The sequence below is a fragment of the Paenibacillus sp. J2L1-98 genome, from assembly GCF_056269405.1.
Genome location: NZ_JBWDNW010000007.1, coordinates 169,550 through 189,275 on the forward strand (window position 1 = coordinate 169,550; position 19,726 = coordinate 189,275).

Sequence of the window (19,726 nt, forward strand, 5' to 3'; positions counted from 1 at the left end):
TGCTAACCAACCTTCATGCAAGTTTTTTTCACTAAATCTAATCGATTAGATGAGATGATGGAGGACTTTATGAAAGCAGTCGTAAAAGAAAAGCCAGGACACGGAAATGTCGCATTGATTGAAGTGCAAGAACCTGCTTGCCAATCCGGCTCAGTAAAAATCGAAATAAAATACGCTGGTATTTGCGGTACTGACCTACATATTTACCACGATACCTATAAAAGCAGTCCCCCTGTCATTCTTGGCCATGAATTTTCAGGAATCATTACGGAAGCAGGGGAAAACGTAACGCGTTTCCAAGTTGGCGACCGGGTGACAGCGCTTCCCTCGACTGCAGTTACGTGCGGAGACTGCGAGCACTGCCGGACAGGAAATTATATGTTCTGCACAAAACGAAAGTCGCTCGGCTCGGGTGTTGATGGAGCCTTTACGAAATATGTCGTAGTAAGGGAAGATATGGTTTATAAAATTCCGGATCATTTATCGCTGGAGGAGGCTGCTTTAACTGAACCGTTAGCCTGTGCGGTTAAAGCAATTGAAGAATTAACGACGATACATGTTGGCGACACCGTTTTACTTTCAGGTCCTGGACCCATTGGTCTGATCTGCTTATCCTTACTTGTTATGAAGGGGTGTAAGGTTATTGTGGCCGGGACAAACGCCGATGCTGCAAGACTCGAAATTGCCAAGGAGCTCGGTGCGGACGTCATTGTCAATGTAAGCGAACAAAACCTGCATGAAATTATTGAGCGGGAAACGGAGGGCAGCGGCATTGATGTAGCGGTGGAGTGTGCAGGAGCAGGGCCTTCTGTGACGAGCTGCTTGCGGGAATTAAAGAAAAGAGGCAAATATATCCAAGTTGGCATTGTTGGCAAAGAAATTACTATTGACTATGATCTTATTTTGTATAAACAATTGCAGGTAGTTGCTTCTTATGCGCATTCGATCGAAACATGGGACCGTGTAATGAACATTTGGAGGCAAAACAAAATACGTTTGCGGCCGATTATCACGCATAAGCTTCCTTTAAGTCAATGGAGAGAGGCGATTGAAATTTGTGAGCAGAAAATCGGCGGGAAAGTGCTTTTATCGTACGATGAATCGTTCATTCAGAAAGGAGCTAATCATAATGAAAAGTTTGATCGTTGAAAAGAATGGAACACTTGCCGTTCGTGACATAGCCAAGCCCGTTTACGGTGAGTATCAGGCGCTGGTCAAAATGGTAAGCTGCGGCATTTGCCGCGGTACCGATTTGAAGCTGATTCATGGGGAATTTAAAGGCTTTGACACATATCCCGCAGCTCTTGGCCATGAGGGAGTCGGCCGTGTAGTGGAGAAAGGACCATTAGCGCGGCATCTAAAAGTGGGCGACCTTGTATTGCTGCCGTTCTTGGAAGGCATGACGGACGATGTTCATTCCGGTTGGGGGGCTTTTTCCGAATACGCCGTCGTAGCGGATAGCAAGTCTCTGCTTGAGGATGGCAAGGGTCCGGGCGCGCCAGAGTTCTCGGAAGCCTACTACGCTCAGCAGGTGCTGCCGGCCGATTTCGATATCGCAGCTGCTCCGATGATCGTAACGTTCCGCGAAGTGCTTGGCGCTTGTAAGCGCTTCAATTTTCGGCCTAATGCGAGCGTAGTCGTGTTCGGCGCCGGTCCGGTCGGACTGACCTTCATTCAGTTTGCCAAGCTGCTCGGGATGGGTCCGGTTATAGCGGCTGTTACGAGCGACGCCAAAATCGAGGAAGCTTTGCAGGCTGGAGCGGATTATGCATTCAACAGTAAAAAATGCGATTTGACCGCCGAGGTGCGGAACGTTTGCAAGGATGGCGTAGACTTCTCCGTGGATGCGGTCGGTAAGAATGAAATTATTAATCAAAGCATGGAGCTGATCGCGCCTTACGGCCATATTTGCATCTATGGCATTTCAACCGAGACCAACATGCGGCTCGATTGGAGTAAAGCGCCGTACAATTGGCATTTGGATTTCAATCAATGGCCTTCCAAGCTGGATGAGTCGGAGTGCCACAGGCAGATTATGAACTGGATCGAATGCGGTGTACTGAAGCCGGAAACATTCGTCTCCAAAGTGTACAGCTTCGATAAGATTCTGGAGGCGTTCGAGATGATCAGCCAAAACAGCGGGTTGAAGAAAACGGTTATTACGTTCGAGTGACCGGAGCCTAAGCATGTCATCATAACATTTAATATTAAATTGCATGATTCAACGAAAAGGAGAATTGATACTATGGAAATGTACACGAATGGCAATTGGAGATCCAGCCGGGACGGGAAGGCCGTTGAGGTATACAATCCGACCACAAAGCAGGTTATTGATACCGTGCCCTTTGCTGCTTTAGAAGATGTTGAAGATGCGCTTCAGGCAGCCCATGCAGCCAAAAAAGGATGGGCGCGCACTCCTCTCTGGAAGAGGGGAGAGATCATGATCCGTATATCTGAGTTAGTTCTGCAGCATAAGGAGCGCTTATCTTCTTTGTTAAGCCAAGAGGTAGGCAAGCCGATCCTGCAGGCTGAGAGTGAAATTGAGACGGTAGCGCGGCTGTTTAACTCCTTTGTCGGGCAAGCCAAAACGCTTTACGGTCTGAACATCCCTCTTGATCAGCAAGCAGGTGTCGAAAATGATATTTATATTACACGCAAAGAACCGCTTGGTGTTGTCGTAGGCGTTGTCCCTTTCAATTTTCCTGCAGAGCTGTTTGCTCAGAAAGTAGCGCCTGCCGTGGTAACGGGCAATGTAGTTATCATTAAGCCGGCAAATGTTGCGCCGCTAACGATTTTGGAAATAACAAAACTGATTTATGAAGCGGGTTTACCTGAAAATGTGCTGCAAATTATTACGGGAGCAGGCCGGGTAGTCGGAGAAATGCTGACACAAAGCCCGTTAGTCAATGCCATTAGCTTAACAGGGAGTACGGAAACAGGAATAAGAACAGCAATGAACGCGGCGAAGCATTTAAGCCGTTTGAAGCTTGAACTTGGCGGGAATGATCCGCTAATTGTATTTGAGGATGCGGATCTTGAATTGGCGGTTGAACAAACGGTATTTGGCAGAACGTTAATGAATGGCCAAACTTGCTGTGCCAATAAACGGATGATTGTTCACCGGTCCAAGGTAAGCGACTTTACAGATCTGTTAACGGATCGGTTAAAACGGATTCAGCACGGCGATCCATTAAACCGGGCTGTGGGAATGGGCCCGCTAATTGATGACGAAGCGCTGCGCACCGTCCATAGCCAGGTTCAAACGACGATCAGTCAAGGCGCCAAAGCGGTTTTGGGAGCGGAGATTGTGGACAATACATGGTATTTGCCAACCGTATTAACGCATGTCGAGCCTACTTTTGAAGTGGCGCGCGATTTGGAAATATTCGGACCTGTTTTTCCGATCATTTCTTTCGATACGGATGAGGAAGCTGTCCAGATTGCAAATAGCTCGTGCTATGGTCTGAATGCTTCCGTGTTTACGAATGATATCAACCGCGCGATGAATGTGTCCTATCAAATCGAATCAGGTATCGTTGCCGTAAACAATACAGGCACCTACCGGCCTGATGTGGCGTTCTTCGGCGGATACAAAATGAGCGGTCTCGGCAGAGAAGGACTCATTGGCGCGTTAGAAGAAGTGACTCAAACCAAAAGCGTTGCCATTAGAAATTGTCTGAACGTGTACAGATAATATTGAAATGGGGGAATTATTTTGTTTACATGTTTCTTGCCCAAAGTGGAGTTCGGCGCTGGTAAAGTTAATCATATCGCGGAGTATGTAAAAGGAATGGGCACGAAGGCGGCAATCGCCATTGATCCGTATATGTTTTCGATTGGGCTGGGGGACCGGATTGCAGCCGAGCTGAAAAAGATGTTTATTGACAGTATTATATTTTCTGACATTGAACCGAATCCAAGCTGCTTTAAAGTGGACGATGCAGCGCTGAGAGCAAGGGATGAGAAATGTGACTTTGTGATCGCGGTAGGCGGAGGAAGCGCCATTGATTTTGGGAAAGGATTAGCAGTAATGGTTAATGGCGAAGGCAGCTCCTGGGATTACACGGAACGGAACGACCATGAGGTGTTAAGGCCTGGAAGCAAAACCTTGCCGCTTATCGCGATACCGACAACCTCGGGAACGGGCTCTGAATCTACTCCGTTCTCTGTACTCAATAATCCTGCATTGAAAGAGAAAAGTACGATTGTCAATGAATTGATTTTCCCGAGAATTGCGATCGTGGATCCGGAGCTGATGGTCTCGTTGCCCTCCAAAATTACGGCATCGACCGGATTTGACGCTTTTGCCCATGCGCTTGAATCTTTTATCAGCTTAAAAGCAAATCCATATACAACAATGGTAAGCAGGGAAGCGATGAGCATCGTTGTAAGAAATCTTCCCGAGGCGGTAGCGAGTGGAGAGAATATAAAAGCTAGAGAAAATCTGGCTTGGGCCAGCACGCTTGCCGGTTCCGCAATCGCGCATATTGGCGTAACTTTGCCTCACTCATTAGCACAGCCGGTTGGCGGAATGTTTGGGGTGCCGCATGGCGACAGTATAGCTGCGTGCATGGTCAATGTGCTGGAAGTCAGCTGGCAGGCCGATTTGGAGAAATTTGCGGCTATCTCAACCATCCTTGACCCGTCTATAAGTTCGTTAACGCTGCGGCAAAGGGCTGAGAAATGTCCGGAATTAGTTAGCAGATTTCTATCGGATATTCATTTGCACGTCAAATTTTCAACCTTCGGCATGACGGAGGACGATATAGACAAAGCAACCAATATCGCACTGACAGGCTATTATTTCGATATTAATTGTCATCCGAAGAAAGTGACAAGGGAAGAAATTCGCCAAATCTATAAAGCTTGTCTTTAAAGGTTAAAAGAGAGCGGGAGTGTGTATGAGGTGAGCTAGAATATGATTCCCGGTTTATGAAGCGAGCCTTAGAAATGAATCTATAGGCTCGCAAATTTTTTAAGTTTCATCTAATCGATTAGATGAAACTTATTACTTCAAAACGAATGAAGGAGTGAGTGGAACAATGGAAATGTTGACAACCGAAAATGAGGGGAAATTGAAAAGCATTGCTGCGGAAATTCGCCAAAACATCGTTAAAACGGTTCATCGCGCCGGAGCGGGACATTTGGGCGGCCCCTTGTCCGCAACGGACATTTTGACGGCGTTATACTTCGAAGTCATGAATATCAATCCCGAAAATCCCGCGTGGGAAGAGAGGGACCGGTTTGTTTTATCGAAAGGGCATTCCGCGATTGCCTTATACAGCACGCTGGCTGAAAGAGGTTATTTTGCGGTAGAGGAGCTTCATACGTTTGACGAAATCGATTCACGTTTGCAGGCGCATCCGGATATGAATTTGCTGCCGGGATTGGATATGTCAACCGGATCGCTGGGTCAGGGCATATCAGCAGCGGTAGGCATGGCGCTCGGAGCAAAATTAAAACGTCATTCATTCCGCACCTATTGCATGATTGGCGACGGAGAATCGCAGGAAGGCCAGGTGTGGGAAGCGGCTGATATTGCCGTCAAATACAAACTCGACAATTTAACCGTTATTTTAGATTACAACCATTTACAGCAATATGGCTGGAAGGGGACGGAAGGCAGAACGAGGGAAATACCCGTCTTCGATCCGAACGCCCGCTGGGAAGCGTTTGGCTTCCACGTGATCTCCATCGACGGGCATGATTTCCGGCAAATCGTCACAGCACTTCGCGACGCTGAGCGCATCAGCGGCAAACCGACGATAATCGTGGCTCATACGGTCAAAGGCAAAGGCGTCCGGTATATGGAAAACAATTATTTGTGGCATGCCAAAATACCGACGGATCAGGAACTGGCACTTGCTTTAACTGAACTTCAAGGAGGTCATGTACAATGAATAAAACGACAACCACCCCTCAATTCGTATCGATGCGGGATGTTTTCGGCGACAAGCTGCTCGAGCTGTCGAAGCGGGATCCGCGGGTATTCGCGCTGGATGGCGACTTGGCCAACTCAACGAAGCTGGATAAAGTAGCGGAGAATAACGGCCATAAATTTTTGCAAATGGGCATTGCTGAGCAAAATATGCTTGGCGTCGCCGCCGGTCTGGCTTCGGTCGGGCTGCAGCCGTGGGTGTGCTCGTTTGCAGCTTTCATTGTCAAACGCGCTTTTGATCAAATTGTGGTAACCATTGCGCAGCCGAAGATGAATGTCAAGATGATCGGCGCATACAGCGGTCTATTGAACGGTTGTACGGGGAAAACACACCAGTCGCTCGAGGATTTGGCCATGATGCGCACCCAGCCGGGGATGGTCGTTTTGGCGCCGGCCGATTCTGTGGAGCTGGGGCAGATGATGGAGTTTGCCAATGCGTATGACGGCCCTGTCTATATCCGTGTAGCCCGCGATTCTTATCCTGTACTGTTTGAAGAACAGAGCTACCGATTTCAGGTAGGGAAGGGCGTTACCATCCATTCCGGAGAGGATGTTACAATTATTTCGACCGGCACACAAACGGGCCGCTGCATGGAGGCGGTGGAACTGCTGAAGCAGGAAGGCATTTCGGCCGAGCTGCTTCACCTGCCGTCCGTTAAACCGATAGATAGGGATGCTATTGTCGCAGCAGCGCGAAGAACGGGAGCGGTAGTGACTGCGGAAGAGCACAGCATTTATGGCGGATTAGGCAGTGCGGTGGCGGAGGTGCTGGTGGAATTCTTCCCTGTTCCTATGGAGCGGGTCGGTGTTCAGGATAGAAATTCAGAATCGGGCCCGAACCGTGCGTTGTTGAAAAAATTTGGTTTAACTGCCGAGCATGTAGCAGAGAAGGCGCGCCAAGCGATTGCAAGAAAGCTGCAAGCGCAGTAGGTGAAGGAATAAGTAATTAAAAAATAGGATTGGAGTGGAGACCATGTCTGATCATTTTATGCATGCAGGCTCGATCATTGACGGGCAAGAGCTTAAGGGCGGCGAGCGAACGGTGCAGGAGGTTCGAAATCCGTATAACGGAGAAGTTGTAGGCAAAATCGAGTATGTAACGGACGGTGAGCTGGACCGCGCAATCGCAACAGCCGAACGTGTGTTTCGTGAAACTATGCGCCATATGCCCGCTCATCAGCGCGCTGCCATTTTGCGAAAAACCGCTGATTTGCTGGAGGAGCGTACGGAGGAATTCGCTAGGACGCTAGTGCTTGAAGCGGGTAAACCGATTCGCGATGCGCGGGTTGAGGTCGGACGCGCCGTGCAGGTGATTCGCTTCGCATCGGATGAAGCAAAGACGCTGGGCGGCGAGCTCGTGCCGATGGATGCCGCCGTCGGCGGGGAAAACAGGATCGGGATGGTCCGGCGTTATCCCGTAGGAGTCGTTGCTGCCATTACGCCGTTTAATTTTCCGCTCAATCTGGTGCTGCATAAGCTGGCGCCGGCCTTTGCCGCCGGCAATACCGTCGTGCTGAAGCCTGCCGATAAGACTCCTCTGTCCTCTATTGCCCTAGCACGCTTGTTCGAGGAGGCGGGTCTTCCGAATGGGGCATTGAATGTCGTGCTCGGAAGAGGCTCGAGAATCGGAGAGCCGCTCGTTTCCGATCCCCGAATTGCCAAGGTATCTTTTACAGGAAGCGTGCCGATTGGTCTTCAAATAAGAAAATGGACCGGGTTGAAAAAATTGACGCTCGAGCTCGGATCAAATTCCCCTAACCTTATTTTTGACGACGCTGATCTGGAGACTGCTATTGCAGGATTAGTACGGGGCGCGTTCGCTTTCTCCGGGCAGGCTTGCATCTCTGTTCAGCGGATCTATGTCCAGTCCTCTGTCTACGACGATTTCCTTGTCCAATACGTAAAGCGCGTCATTCAGCTGCAAGCAGGCGACCCGATGCTGGAGACGACTGATATCGGCCCGATGATCAGCGAGGACGAAGCGAAGCGCGCCGAGTCCTGGGTATTGGAAGCTCAAAACGAGGGAGCAATTGTACTGACGGGCGGGAGACGTAAAGGTGCGATAATGGAGCCCACTGTGCTTGCTAACGTCAAGCCGGACATGAAAGTCATCTGTCAGGAGGTATTCGCGCCGATCGTGTCGGTCATTCCGTTCGATACGGAGGAGGAGGCAGTCCGGATGGCGAATGACTCGGACTTCGGACTACAGGCCGGCGTGTTCACGAACAACATAAACCGTGCGCTGCGCCTTGCGGATCAGCTGGTTACCGGCGGTGTCTGGATTAACGAGATATCCACATACAGGCAGGATAATCACCCGTACGGAGGAGTTAAATTAAGCGGTATCGGCAAGGAAGGCGTAAAATATGCCATTCAGGATATGATGGAAAGCAAATTTATCGGCATCAAAGTTTTATAGCTGCGATTAGTGAATCAAAGTGATTCTCCATTGCTTTGTCAGTATGGTACATGGGGTTGAATACAAAGGGGAGTAACTGCAGTGGCGTACAATAGTATCATCCTTCGTTTGGAGCTATATCATGAGCTGAATCATTTCGGCGAGGTCGCTACCGCGATCAGTAAGGCAAGCGGCGATATTATTTCGATCGACGTCATCCGGACAGGGCAGGAAAGCTCCATTCGCGACATAACAGTACAGGTGTCGGATCAGGCGGAATCACAAGTTGCTAATAATTTAAAAGAGCTGGAAGGCGTTAAAATTATTAACATTTCCGACCGTACCTTTCTGGCCCACTTGGGCGGAAAAATATCGATTCATCCGAATATGCCGATCAAGAATAGGGACGATTTGTCACGGGTATATACGCCGGGTGTTGCGAGAGTTTGCAACTCCATTTATGAAGATCCACGCAAAGCTTATTCGTTGACAATCAAACGCAATACGGTTGCCGTTATTACGGACGGAACAGCCGTGTTAGGTTTAGGGGATATCGGCCCGCATGCAGCAGCGCCGGTGATGGAGGGGAAGGCGATGCTGTTCAAGCAGCTGGCGGGCGTAGATGCTTTTCCGATATGTCTGGATACGAAGGATACAGAAGAAATCATCCGGACTATCGTCAATATCAGTCCGATCTTTGGCGGAATAAATTTGGAGGATATCAGCTCCCCGCGCTGCTTTGAGATCGAAGCCCGGTTGTCCGAGCAGTTGAACATACCGGTATTTCATGATGATCAGCACGGCACGGCTATCGTTGTTATCGCAGGGTTGCTGAACGCGCTAAAACTGGTTGGGAAACGGATCAATCAGATTCGGGTTGTGGTCAACGGTATCGGCGCAGCGGGTGTATCCATCTGCAAAATGCTGCTGTCCGCCGGAGTTACACAGCTGATTCCCGTTGATCAGGAGGGGGCGATCGTTCGCGGCGGAAACTACTCGCAGCCGATGTGGCAGTGGCTCGCAGAACAACCCCAGGTTGGAAATGAACCCGGCAGCTTGAAGGAAGTGATTCGGGACGCGGATGTCTTCATTGGGGTTTCGAGAGGAGGACTGCTTCATGCGGAAGATATGAAGCAAATGGCGGCCGACAACATCGTGTTCGCTATGGCCAATCCGAAGCCGGAAATCGATCCGGAGGAAGCGGCTCCCTATGTGCGCGTATTAGCCACCGGCCGAAGCGATTATCCGAATCAAATCAACAATGTGCTCGTATTCCCGGGCATGTTCCGCGGCGCACTTGACTGCCGTGCTGTTCAAATCAATGAACCGATGAAGCTCGCTGCTGCCCGGGCGATCGCCTCCGTCGTCACGGATGGCGAATTGAACGAACTTTATATCATCCCAAGCATTTTTAACGAACAAGTCGTAACCAAGGTTAGGCATGCGGTTATTGAAACTGCGATTTTGACCGGTATGGCGAGACGCATACCTCCGGAATTTCGCTAGATACCGGAAATCAAATGAAAGCAAGTCATCCGCAGCTGCAGATGGCTTGTTTTTTTGGGCTGCATACATTCCCGCTATGTGCTGAGAAAAGGAAGAAAATATTTTATAAAAAAATAAAATTTTATTTTACATTGACCTAATTAGAATTTAATTTTATAATGAGATCGAGATGAATCTGATTGATTTCATGAGAGGATCATGCATATACAGGGGGTGGCCATTACGGAAATTATTCGCACGGTTTTAGGGGATATCCCTAAAGAACAATTAGGATTCTGTCATAGTCACGAACATCTCTTCATAGCTGAAGGAAAGCCTTCACAAATCAATCCTGTTCTGCGCATTGATGATTTTGAGAAAACGAAGGAAGAATTGCATGTTTTTCGCAGTTTAGGAGGCAAAGCCATCGTAGACGCACAGCCGATTGGCTGCGGACGAATGGCAGATCAGCTGGCTGAAGTGTCAAGGCAGACCGGCATTCACATTGTAGCCTCCACGGGATTTCATAAGCAGAGTTTTTATTATGAGGATCATTGGTTGTTTCGCTATAGTGAGGACCGACTAGCTCAAATCTTCATCCATGAAATCGAAGAGGGGATGTACACCGGTGCGGATAACCGCGATCCCGAGACCCAAATTCAAGGGAAAGCCGGTTTAATCAAGACCGCAATTGAAGAGGATCTTCCCGGTTTGACGGCGATCAAATTATTGAATGCTGCGGCTCAGGCTTCTCTTTCGACTGCCGTCCCTATCATGTGCCATACGGAGACGCATCGTCAAGGCATCGTTGTAGCCGAGCATTTCATGAAACTGGGCGTAGCGCCGGAAAATCTGATCATCTGCCATTTGGACCGGACGCTTGACGATTACAGCGTCCATAAACAGCTGGCGGAATACGGCGTTTATCTGGAATACGATACGATCGGCAGATTTAAATATCACAATGATGAGGAAGAAGCCGACTTGATCGTTCAGATGCTGGATTGGGGCTACGGGGAGTCACTGCTTTTAGGATTGGATACGACCCGGGCGAGACTGAGAAGCTACGGCGGCGAGATCGGCTTAGATCATATGAGCGTCAGTTTTATCCCGCTGCTGCGTCAACGCGGGGTATCTGAGTCTGCTATCGCAAATATGATGATTCATAATCCTTCCCATGCTTTTGCACGAAAAAACACCAAAGAGGTGAAAACAAGTGACTTATAAAGTAATGGTAACTCCTCGTTCCTTTGGAAAGGGAAATTCCCAGCCGATTGATATGTTAAGGGAGAAAGGCTGCGAGCTTGTGCTTAATCCGTACGGGCGTATTTTGAGCAAACAGGAAATGGCTGAAATGATCAAGGATGTAGATGCGGTAATTGTCGGGGTAGATCCTATCGATCAAGAGGTGCTTGAGCAAGCGCCTAAGCTGAAGGTCATTTCCAAATACGGTGTTGGTACCGATAATATTGACCTGAATTATGCGCGGGAGAAGGGAATTCCGGTAACGGTGACGGCTGGTGCCAACAAGGATGCCGTAGCCGATTATACGATAGCTCTTATGCTGGCTGCCGCAAGAAGAATGATTCCGATTGATAAAGGCTGCAGGCAGCTGAACTGGAATAAGATAACGTCGGTCGATGTATGGGGTAAAACGCTCGGCCTCATCGGACTTGGAGCCATCGGCAAAGGGGTTGCCGCTAGGGCTAAGGGGTTTAACATGAACATAATGGCGTATGATTTGATGAAAGACGAAGCCTATGCGGCTGAACATCAGATCGAATATGTAAGCTTAGACAAGCTGCTGCAAAACGCTGATTTTATTAGCCTGCATTTGCCGTTAACAGATAAAACGCATCATATCATTGGCGCCAAGGAGCTTGCAAGCATGAAGGAAACGGCTGTCATTGTGAATACGGCCAGAGGCGGTCTTATTCATGAACAAGCGCTTCTGGATGCTTTGCGGGAAGAGCGGATATGGGGAGCAGGGATGGACGTTTTCGAGCAGGAACCTCCGCAAGATAAAGGTTTTCTGGAGCTGGATAACCTTGTCATCGGGTCGCATTGCGCAGCTTCAACCTATCAGGCTATTGAGAATATGGGTGTCATGGCTGCGGCGAATGTTCTGGAGTATTTAAGGTAATCATTAAAGAACGAGGGGAAATGACAGATGACCATGAATAAGCTGCGAGTAATAAACCGATTGTGTGAGGAAGGAATTGTCGCCGTTATTCGTGCAGACAACAGCGAGCAAGCGGTCAAGATTGCGGAAGCGTGCCTGCAGGGCGGTATTTCGAGCCTGGAAATTACGTTCACTGTTCCATATGCTCATCAGGTGATCGAGAAATTAAGCAATCATTTCTCGCCTGGAGAAGTTACGATCGGCGCGGGTACGGTATTGGATCCTGAAACCGCCCGCATTGCCATTCTGTCGGGTGCGCAATTTGTTGTCAGTCCCTTCGTGAATGCCGAAGTGATCCGATTATGCAACCGTTATGGCATTCCGTGTATGCCGGGCGCTATGACCGTGAAAGAGGTTATCGAAGGCATGGAAGCGGGTGCCGATATCATTAAGCTGTTCCCAGGCGAGACGTACGGTCCAGCGATGGTCCGCTCACTGAAAGGCCCGCTGCCTCAGGTGAATCTCATGCCGACAGGCGGCGTTAATATCGATACGATCACGAAATGGCTTGAAGCGGGTGCCGTTGCCGTTGGTGTCGGCGGTTCTTTGATCAGCTCAGCCGAGCATGGAGATTATGCTTCTATTACCGAAAAAAGCCGGCAGCTCGTGGAAAAAGTGAAAGCCTTTCGAGGGGTGTAGCGTTCATGAGAATTGCTGTTTTTCGCGATGCGCAGCAAGCTGATCGTGTAGGTGCGGAAATTTTGATAAGGGAAATTCGTAAGAAAGACGATCCTAAGCTTGGCCTTGCCACGGGTTCTTCACCTGTTGGCATTTATAAGGAACTGGTTGAGCTCGTCAGAAACAACCCCTGCAGCTTTAAGCATGCGGCTGCCTATAATTTAGATGAGTATGTAGGTCTGTCTGAGGAACATCCTCAAAGCTATGCAGCTTTTATGCAAGAGCAACTGTTCCGGCATATCGATATTTTACCGAGTCATATTCATATTCCGAATGGAGCCGCCGAATCAGCTGAAGCGGAATGTATCCGTTATGAAACGTTATTGAGGGAAGCCGGAGCATTGGATATCCAGCTGCTCGGTATCGGCTTGAACGGGCATATCGGTTTCAATGAGCCGGGGGAGCATCTTTCCAGTGAAACCCATATTGTGACATTAACCGAAGATACGCGCAGGGCTAACGCCAAATGGTTTTTTTCTGATGATCAAATTCCTAGGCAAGCGATTACAATGGGGGTTGGTCCGATTATGAAGGCTCGTCGAGTGCTGTTTATCGCTCATGGCGAGGCCAAAAGCAGCATTATTCATGAGGCGTTTACGGGGCCTGTAACAACAAGTTGTCCGGCATCCTTGCTTCAATTGCATCCTGATTTGATCGTGCTGTTGGATGAAGAAGCGGCAGCGGGCTTAACAGGAGGCAGCAGGCCGTCATTTCGGATAATAGGTAACAAAAAAATCGATTTTTTATATGATCCCAAAGTGCAGCAGTTAATTGGTACTAATGGATAGAAATAATGCTTCTTTGTCTCTAATCGAATAAAATTTCATTTTATTATTGACATGAAAGAATAATATTCTATAATAAGAGTATAAGTCGCAATTCAATAATCAGACTCATCCAAGAACAGAATTCCAAACAAGAGAGGAAGAAAAATATGTACAAGCAAGGAACACAATTAGAGGGTAAAGTTGCAATCGTAACCGGAGCTGCTTCCGGAATTGGTGAAGCCGTATCGAAAATTTTCGCTGCTAATGCCAGCAAAGTTTTATTGGTAGATATCGATGTAGAACGTATGAAACAAGTTGCGGCTGAGATTGAAGCTAACAACGGCATTTGCGATTGGGTTGTCGGGGATGTTACGGAAGAAGAACAAGTTGCCAAGTTCTTTAAACATGCTAAGGACAAATGGGGCAGCGTTGATCTTCTCGTCAATAGCGCCGGCCGTGATTCCTTGTCTCCTCCTATCAGCGAGACTACGCTTGACGAATGGAACAAAACAATCGGACCGAACCTGACAGCTGTCTTCCTGTGCTGCCGCGAAGCGTTCCGGTACATGGAAAAACAAACGACTGGCGGAAGAATCATTAATATGGGATCTTCCTCAGCTAAAGTAGCATCTTGTCCGGGCCATAGTCCTTACCGCGCTTCAAAGCATGGAATGATGGGACTAAGCAAAAATATTTTGTTAGAAGGCAAAGACAAAAATATCGGCGTAACCGTTATTAATCCTTCGCATGTTAAGACGCCAATGACCGAGGTTATTGATAAAGGGATTTACGACGGAGAAATTCCAGCTTATATCGATGGATGGTTGGATGAAAAGGAACTTAAAGAGGGAATCTATAATAGCTGCATCGATGTAGAGAATGTAGCGGAAGCGACTCTCTTCGTAGCAACTAGAACACCGGATGTTACGATTCCGTCGTTCTCCTTCTATCCGACTCATAAAGTGCACCGTTATGGTATGGAAGTATAAAAAAATGATGGCTTAGCTTAGAAAGACCGGCATGTTAGCTCGACAGTCCCGGGTTGCAATATGAAAGGTTGCGCCGGTTCGTCGAGCTAATCATGTACGTAACCATTTTTATTTTGAACTGCGTATCATCTTGAAAGGTCAATCATTAATGAAAGCGGTTCAATTGTGCGGACTCCAAGTTATATATGCACAGGAAAGCGGGAGGTTTGGAGTGACAGGGAAATATGTGATGTCGTTTGATTGCGGGACAACGAGCACAAGGACTATATTATTTGATCACAATGGCAATACCGTTTCGGTGGCGTATCAAGATTTCGAGCAAATTTATCCAAAGCCCGGCTGGGTGGAGCATAACCCGATGGAAATCTGGGAAGCCCAGTTAAAAACGGCAAATGAAGCTTTGAAACTGGCAAACGCCAGCGCGAGTGATATTGTAGGGATCGGCATCACCAATCAGAGAGAGACTACCATTATATGGGACAAGAATACAGGCAAGCCTGTTATGAATGCGATCGTATGGCAGGACCGTCGGACCGCTGACGTTTGCCAAGGTTTGAAGGAACAAGGCTTAAGCGAATATGTGAAGGAAAATACAGGTTTATTGATAGATTCCTATTTCTCTGGAACGAAGATCAAATGGATCCTCGATCATATCGAAGGGACAAGAGAAAAAGCCGAGAAAGGGGAGCTGCTCTTCGGGACAGTCGATACCTGGCTGATCTGGAATTTGACTGGCGGCAAAGTACATGTTACCGACTATTCCAATGCATCGCGTACGATGCTGTTTAACATTAACCGGATCGAATGGGATGACAAGTTATTGAGCGAGCTTAACATTCCGCGGGCTATACTTCCCGAGCTTCGCCCTTCCAGCGACGTATACGGCATGACAGACGAATCGCTATTTGGCGGAAGCATTCCCGTTGCAGCAGCTGTTGGCGACCAACAAGCGGCGCTTTTCGGCCAGGCATGCTTCGAAGCTGGTATGGTGAAGGCGACATATGGAACGGGCGGATCTCTGCTCATGCATACCGGCTCCAAGCCGATCCGGTCCGATTCCGGCCTCCTTACCACGGTAGCTTGGGGATTGGATAATAAGGTGGAATATGCGCTGGAAGGCTTGCTTTATGTAGTTGGCGCTTCTGTGCAATGGCTGCGTGACGAGTTGAAGCTTATATCCCATGCCAAAGAGACCGAGCATCTTGCGCAAGAAGTAGAGAATACGAACGGCGTTTATGTCGTTCCCGCCTTCGTAGGTCTTTCCGCTCCATATTGGGATCAGTATGCTCGCGGCGCAATTTTAGGATTGACGCGCGGTGCGAACCGCAACCATATCGTTCGCGCAACGCTCGAATCCATTGCCTATCAAATTCGCGATGTCATTACATGCATGGAACAAGATTCCAGCATAACGAATAGCGAGCTGAAGGTCGATGGCGGAGTATGCAACAACAACTTTGTCATGCAATTTCAAGCGGATCTTCTCGGCGTCCCCGTTATCCGTCCGAAGGTCGTGGAATCAACCGCGCGCGGCGCAGCTTTTCTGGCAGGTCTTGCAACCGGGTTTTGGAAGAGTAAGAGCGACCTGCTCGATACTTTTGAACTGGACCGCAGGTTCGAGCCTACATTCGATGAATGTAAGCGCAATCAATTGTACGCCGGCTGGCAAAAAGCTGTAGACCGGTCGAAGGCATGGGAAGAGCAATAAACAATTTAAAGGGGGTTTTATTCGATGAAAAAAAGAAAAAACAGTAAGGCAGTTGCACTTATTCTTGCATTGGTACTAACGATGGTTACTGCAGCGGCATGTGGCGGCAATGAGAAAGAAACAACCAGCACGTCCGGTTCAAATGATACGAAGAAACATGTATTTGCTGCCTCCTATTTCACATTGAATAATCCGCATTTTATCGATTGGAGCAAAGGATTGAAATCCGAGATTGTTGATAAGCATGGCGACAAGCTTATAGAAGTCGATGCACAGCTTGATATTAACAAGCAGATTTCAGATGTGGAGGACTTCATTCAACAAAAGGTTGACGCGATCTTTATTGCGCCTGTTGATAGCAAAGGAATCAAGACAGCGCTTCTGTCCGCAAAGAAAGCTAACATCCCGGTCATTATTATGGATGTTCCGCCTCAGGACACCGATCTAGTCACTGCTATGGTAACGACAGATAACTTTATGGCTGGTAAGGTGCTTGGTGAGGCCATGGTTAAAAATACGGAAGGTAAAGCTAACGTCGCCATTATCGATTGGTCAGTCGTTCAAGCTGTAGTTGATAGAACAGACGGCTTCTCGTCAGCTGTCAAAGATGCTCCGGGCATTAAGATCGTCGCTAGACAAGACGGTAAAGCTTCTACAGAATCGGCTCTTCCGATCATGGAAAATTTCCTGCAGTCTAATCCTGAAATAAATACCGTATTTACGATTAATGATCCTTCGGCAATTGGAGCGCTGGCCGCCATTGAAGCAGCGAATCGTACGGATATTAAAATTTACTCGATTGACGGATCGCAAGATGCGATGAAACTTATCAAGGATAAAAAGATTGTAGGAACCTCCGCCCAGTTCCCGGTTAAGATGGGTCAGGTTGCCGGCGATTTGGTATACAAGATTCTGAACAAAGAAAACTTTGAGAAGTGGGTTAAGGTTGAAAGCCTGTTCGTTGATGAATCCAACTATCAACAGTACTTGAAATAATAGTTTCTGCACGCCGAAATAAAGGAAGGTATCCTATGGAAAACATTACGCCTCTTTTGCAAATGAAACATATTAGTAAGAGCTTTCCGGGAGTCAAAGCACTTGATCAAGTGCGCCTTGAAGTCCGTACAGGTGAGGTGCACGCTCTGCTAGGCGAGAATGGAGCGGGGAAGTCTACACTGATTAAGATTCTTGGCGGAGTACTCGTTCCAGACGAAGGCGAGATTTATTTCGACGGTACAAAAGTGGAAATTAAAGATGTAAGCTTCTCTGAAAGCATTGGGATCAGTGTCATCCATCAGGAGCTATGCCTCGCGCCGAATATGACTGTAGCCGAAAATATTGTTCTAGGCAGGGAGCCCTCAAAGGGCCCCTTGCAACTGGTAAATACAAAAGAAATTATGCAGTTCGGGCAAAAAATACTCGATCAGTTTGAATTGGATATCGATGCTGGCGAATATGTAGGAAATTTGACAGTTGCGCAGCAGCAGATGGTTGAAATTGCAAAGGCTTTATCCAAAGATAACCGGATAATCGTGATGGATGAGCCTACTTCATCGTTAACGGAGAAGGAAGTTGTAAAGCTGCTTGATACGATCCGGGGACTGAGACAGAAAGGTGTTTCTGTCATTTATATCTCTCACCGTATGGAGGAATTGTTTGCAATCGCCGACAAAGTGACGATTCTAAGGGACGGCACGTACGTCGGAACCAGAAACATGAAAGATACGAGTTATCAAGAGATGGTTCAAATGATGGTCGGACGGGAATTATCAGAAATCTACGCAAAACCGACTGTGCAGCCTGGCGAGAAAATTTTTGAGGTTCGGAACCTTAGCAGCGGCACAAGAGTGAAAAACGTAAGTTTTAGCCTCTGCAAGGGAGAAATTCTAGGATTTTACGGATTGGTTGGTTCTGGAAGAACGGAACTGATGAGGACTATTTTTGGAATCGACAAAGCTGCCAGCGGCGATATCTATCTGAATCAGAAAAAGATTCGGATTCAAAATCCGCAGGACGCGATCAATTGCGGGATCGGTTTTGTTCCGGAGGATCGCAAGGAACAAGGGGCTATCCTCATTCAAAGCGTTGCCTACAATATAAGCCTTAGCGTGTTGGACAATTTGATCAAATGGTTTCAAGTGGACAGACAGCAGGAAGATAGCTTAGTGGATGAATATATCAATAAGCTTTCAATCCGGACTCCTTCGCCGGAGCAGAAATTAATGAATCTGAGTGGAGGAAATCAGCAAAAAGCAATTATCTCTAAATGGCTCGCAATGAAGCCAAGTATTCTGATCCTTGACGAACCTACCCGCGGTATCGATGTCGGCGCCAAAAAAGAAATCTATTCTATTATGTCGGCTTTGGCACAGTCAGGGGTCAGCATCATTATGGTATCTTCTGAGCTTCCAGAAATCATCAATATGAGTACGCGAGTGATCACCATGAATCAAGGGGAAATCAGCGGCGAATTAACGATGGAAAGCGAAATTACCCAGGAGAATATTCTTACTCACGCAACTGGAGGTTTAAAAAATGAAAGCGAATTCGCAAAGTTATAGCCAACTAGCACCGAAGAAAAAGGATTCATGGAAAAAGCTGCCGGTTGTGCATTTTGTCATTTCGAACTCAGGGATATTGATTGCCCTTATCGGTCTGATTCTGTTTTTCGCTTTAACAACGTCTACGTTTATGACGACTAGCAATATATTAAACGTGCTAAGACAAATCTCGATTAACGCGATCATCGCGTTCGGGATGACGTTTACTATTTTGATTACAGGCATCGATCTGTCTGTCGGCTCGATTCTGGCAGCTTCACAAGTCATAACGATCGGTTTATTGTTTATGGGCGTGCCCATTGTTCCGGCTCTCGCAGGCGGGATACTGATTGGCGGCGTGCTCGGTTTAATAAACGGATTTGTGATTACAAAAGGGAAGATCCCACCCTTTATCGTTACATTGTCTATGATGATTATGGCCAGGGGTTTCTCGTACGTATTAACCGGAGGAAGACCGATGAGCTTCAATAACGAGATATTGTCTTTCATCGGGAACGGATACATCGGGCCCATACCTGTACCGGTAATCATTATGATCATTTGTCTTATTATCACATCATTCGTATTAAATAAAACGAAGTTCGGAAGACATGTTTATGCCGTAGGCGGAAATCGCGAGGCTGCAAGGTTCTCCGGCATTCGTATCTCTAAGATTGAAATGATGGTCTACACCATATCGGGTCTTTTGGCAGGATTAAGCGGAGTTATTCTAGCTGCGAGAATGTCATCCGCGCAGCCGACGTCCGGCAGCGGATTTGAGTTGGATGCAATAGCAGCGGTTGTCTTGGGCGGAACAAGCTTCTCCGGAGGTATAGGTAAGATTGGCGGCGTGTTTATCGGCGCATTGATTATCGGGGTGCTGAATAACGGTTTGAATTTGCTGCATGTGTCGTCTTACTGGCAGATGATCATCAAAGGACTAGTTATTGTAACGGCCGTTTATGTCGATTCTCTTAAAAAGAAAAAACGTACTTGACCGGTTTTCTGGAGAAAAGGCGAACCCGAGTTGAAAAAATGTTG

Annotated in this window: 17 protein-coding genes; all 17 read left to right on the forward strand. The window is 47.7% G+C overall.

Annotated features, from left to right (window positions below):
* Nucleotides 1–69 precede the first annotated feature (69 nt).
* On the forward strand, nt 70–1,149 hold the full coding sequence (locus AC0YNZ_RS15690; protein ID WP_475827496.1) for a zinc-dependent alcohol dehydrogenase: 1,080 nt from the start codon (nt 70–72) through the stop codon (nt 1,147–1,149).
* Nucleotides 1,130–2,173, forward strand: a complete 1,044-nt coding sequence (locus AC0YNZ_RS15695) for a zinc-dependent alcohol dehydrogenase (protein WP_475827497.1) — start codon at nt 1,130–1,132, stop codon at nt 2,171–2,173. The genes AC0YNZ_RS15690 and AC0YNZ_RS15695 overlap by 20 nt, the downstream gene beginning before the upstream one ends.
* Before the next feature lie 72 nt (nt 2,174–2,245).
* Nucleotides 2,246–3,694 (forward strand): aldehyde dehydrogenase family protein, encoded by a 1,449-nt coding sequence (locus tag AC0YNZ_RS15700; protein ID WP_475827498.1) that lies wholly within the window; start codon nt 2,246–2,248, stop codon nt 3,692–3,694.
* Nucleotides 3,695–3,715: 21 nt separating this feature from the next.
* Nucleotides 3,716–4,876 (forward strand): iron-containing alcohol dehydrogenase, encoded by a 1,161-nt coding sequence (locus AC0YNZ_RS15705; protein WP_475827499.1) that lies wholly within the window; start codon nt 3,716–3,718, stop codon nt 4,874–4,876.
* Nucleotides 4,877–5,048: 172 nt separating this feature from the next.
* Entirely contained in the window at nt 5,049–5,900 is an 852-nt protein-coding gene (locus AC0YNZ_RS15710; protein ID WP_475827593.1) for a transketolase, read from the forward strand.
* The gene (locus AC0YNZ_RS15715) at nt 5,897–6,868 is read left to right on the forward strand and encodes a transketolase family protein (protein ID WP_475827500.1); all 972 of its coding nucleotides are present in this window, start codon (nt 5,897–5,899) and stop codon (nt 6,866–6,868) included. Before AC0YNZ_RS15710 ends, AC0YNZ_RS15715 begins: the two co-directional genes overlap by 4 nt.
* A 43-nt stretch (nt 6,869–6,911) precedes the next feature.
* Nucleotides 6,912–8,357: an aldehyde dehydrogenase family protein gene (locus tag AC0YNZ_RS15720; protein WP_475827501.1), complete on the forward strand. Its 1,446-nt coding sequence runs from the start codon at nt 6,912–6,914 to the stop codon at nt 8,355–8,357.
* A gap of 81 nt (nt 8,358–8,438) precedes the next feature.
* Nucleotides 8,439–9,842 carry an NAD-dependent malic enzyme gene (locus AC0YNZ_RS15725; RefSeq protein WP_475827502.1) on the forward strand — a complete coding sequence of 468 codons (1,404 nt, stop codon included), beginning with the start codon at nt 8,439–8,441 and terminating at the stop codon, nt 9,840–9,842.
* Between the two features lie 198 nt (nt 9,843–10,040).
* Entirely contained in the window at nt 10,041–11,048 is a 1,008-nt protein-coding gene (locus AC0YNZ_RS15730; RefSeq protein WP_475827503.1) for a phosphotriesterase family protein, read from the forward strand.
* Entirely contained in the window at nt 11,038–11,964 is a 927-nt protein-coding gene (locus AC0YNZ_RS15735) for a phosphoglycerate dehydrogenase (RefSeq protein WP_220039014.1), read from the forward strand. The genes AC0YNZ_RS15730 and AC0YNZ_RS15735 overlap by 11 nt, the downstream gene beginning before the upstream one ends.
* Nucleotides 11,965–11,991: 27 nt before the next feature.
* The gene (locus AC0YNZ_RS15740; RefSeq protein ID WP_475827504.1) at nt 11,992–12,642 is read left to right on the forward strand and encodes a bifunctional 2-keto-4-hydroxyglutarate aldolase/2-keto-3-deoxy-6-phosphogluconate aldolase; all 651 of its coding nucleotides are present in this window, start codon (nt 11,992–11,994) and stop codon (nt 12,640–12,642) included.
* A 5-nt stretch (nt 12,643–12,647) separates the two neighbouring features.
* A complete protein-coding gene (nagB, locus tag AC0YNZ_RS15745) occupies nt 12,648–13,469 on the forward strand; it encodes a glucosamine-6-phosphate deaminase (protein ID WP_475827505.1) in 822 nt (273 codons plus the stop codon).
* A 146-nt stretch (nt 13,470–13,615) separates the two neighbouring features.
* The gene (locus tag AC0YNZ_RS15750) at nt 13,616–14,437 is read left to right on the forward strand and encodes an SDR family oxidoreductase (protein WP_110771940.1); all 822 of its coding nucleotides are present in this window, start codon (nt 13,616–13,618) and stop codon (nt 14,435–14,437) included.
* A 229-nt stretch (nt 14,438–14,666) separates the two neighbouring features.
* Nucleotides 14,667–16,145, forward strand: coding sequence for a glycerol kinase GlpK (gene glpK / locus AC0YNZ_RS15755; protein ID WP_475827594.1), 1,479 nt, complete (start codon nt 14,667–14,669; stop codon nt 16,143–16,145).
* 24 nt (nt 16,146–16,169) lie between these two features.
* Nucleotides 16,170–17,141, forward strand: coding sequence for a substrate-binding domain-containing protein (locus AC0YNZ_RS15760; protein ID WP_475827506.1), 972 nt, complete (start codon nt 16,170–16,172; stop codon nt 17,139–17,141).
* A gap of 35 nt (nt 17,142–17,176) precedes the next feature.
* Nucleotides 17,177–18,706: a sugar ABC transporter ATP-binding protein gene (locus tag AC0YNZ_RS15765; RefSeq protein WP_475827507.1), complete on the forward strand. Its 1,530-nt coding sequence runs from the start codon at nt 17,177–17,179 to the stop codon at nt 18,704–18,706.
* The gene (locus AC0YNZ_RS15770; RefSeq protein ID WP_475827508.1) at nt 18,681–19,682 is read left to right on the forward strand and encodes an ABC transporter permease; all 1,002 of its coding nucleotides are present in this window, start codon (nt 18,681–18,683) and stop codon (nt 19,680–19,682) included. The genes AC0YNZ_RS15765 and AC0YNZ_RS15770 overlap by 26 nt, the downstream gene beginning before the upstream one ends.
* The last annotated feature ends 44 nt before the right edge of the window (nt 19,683–19,726 follow it).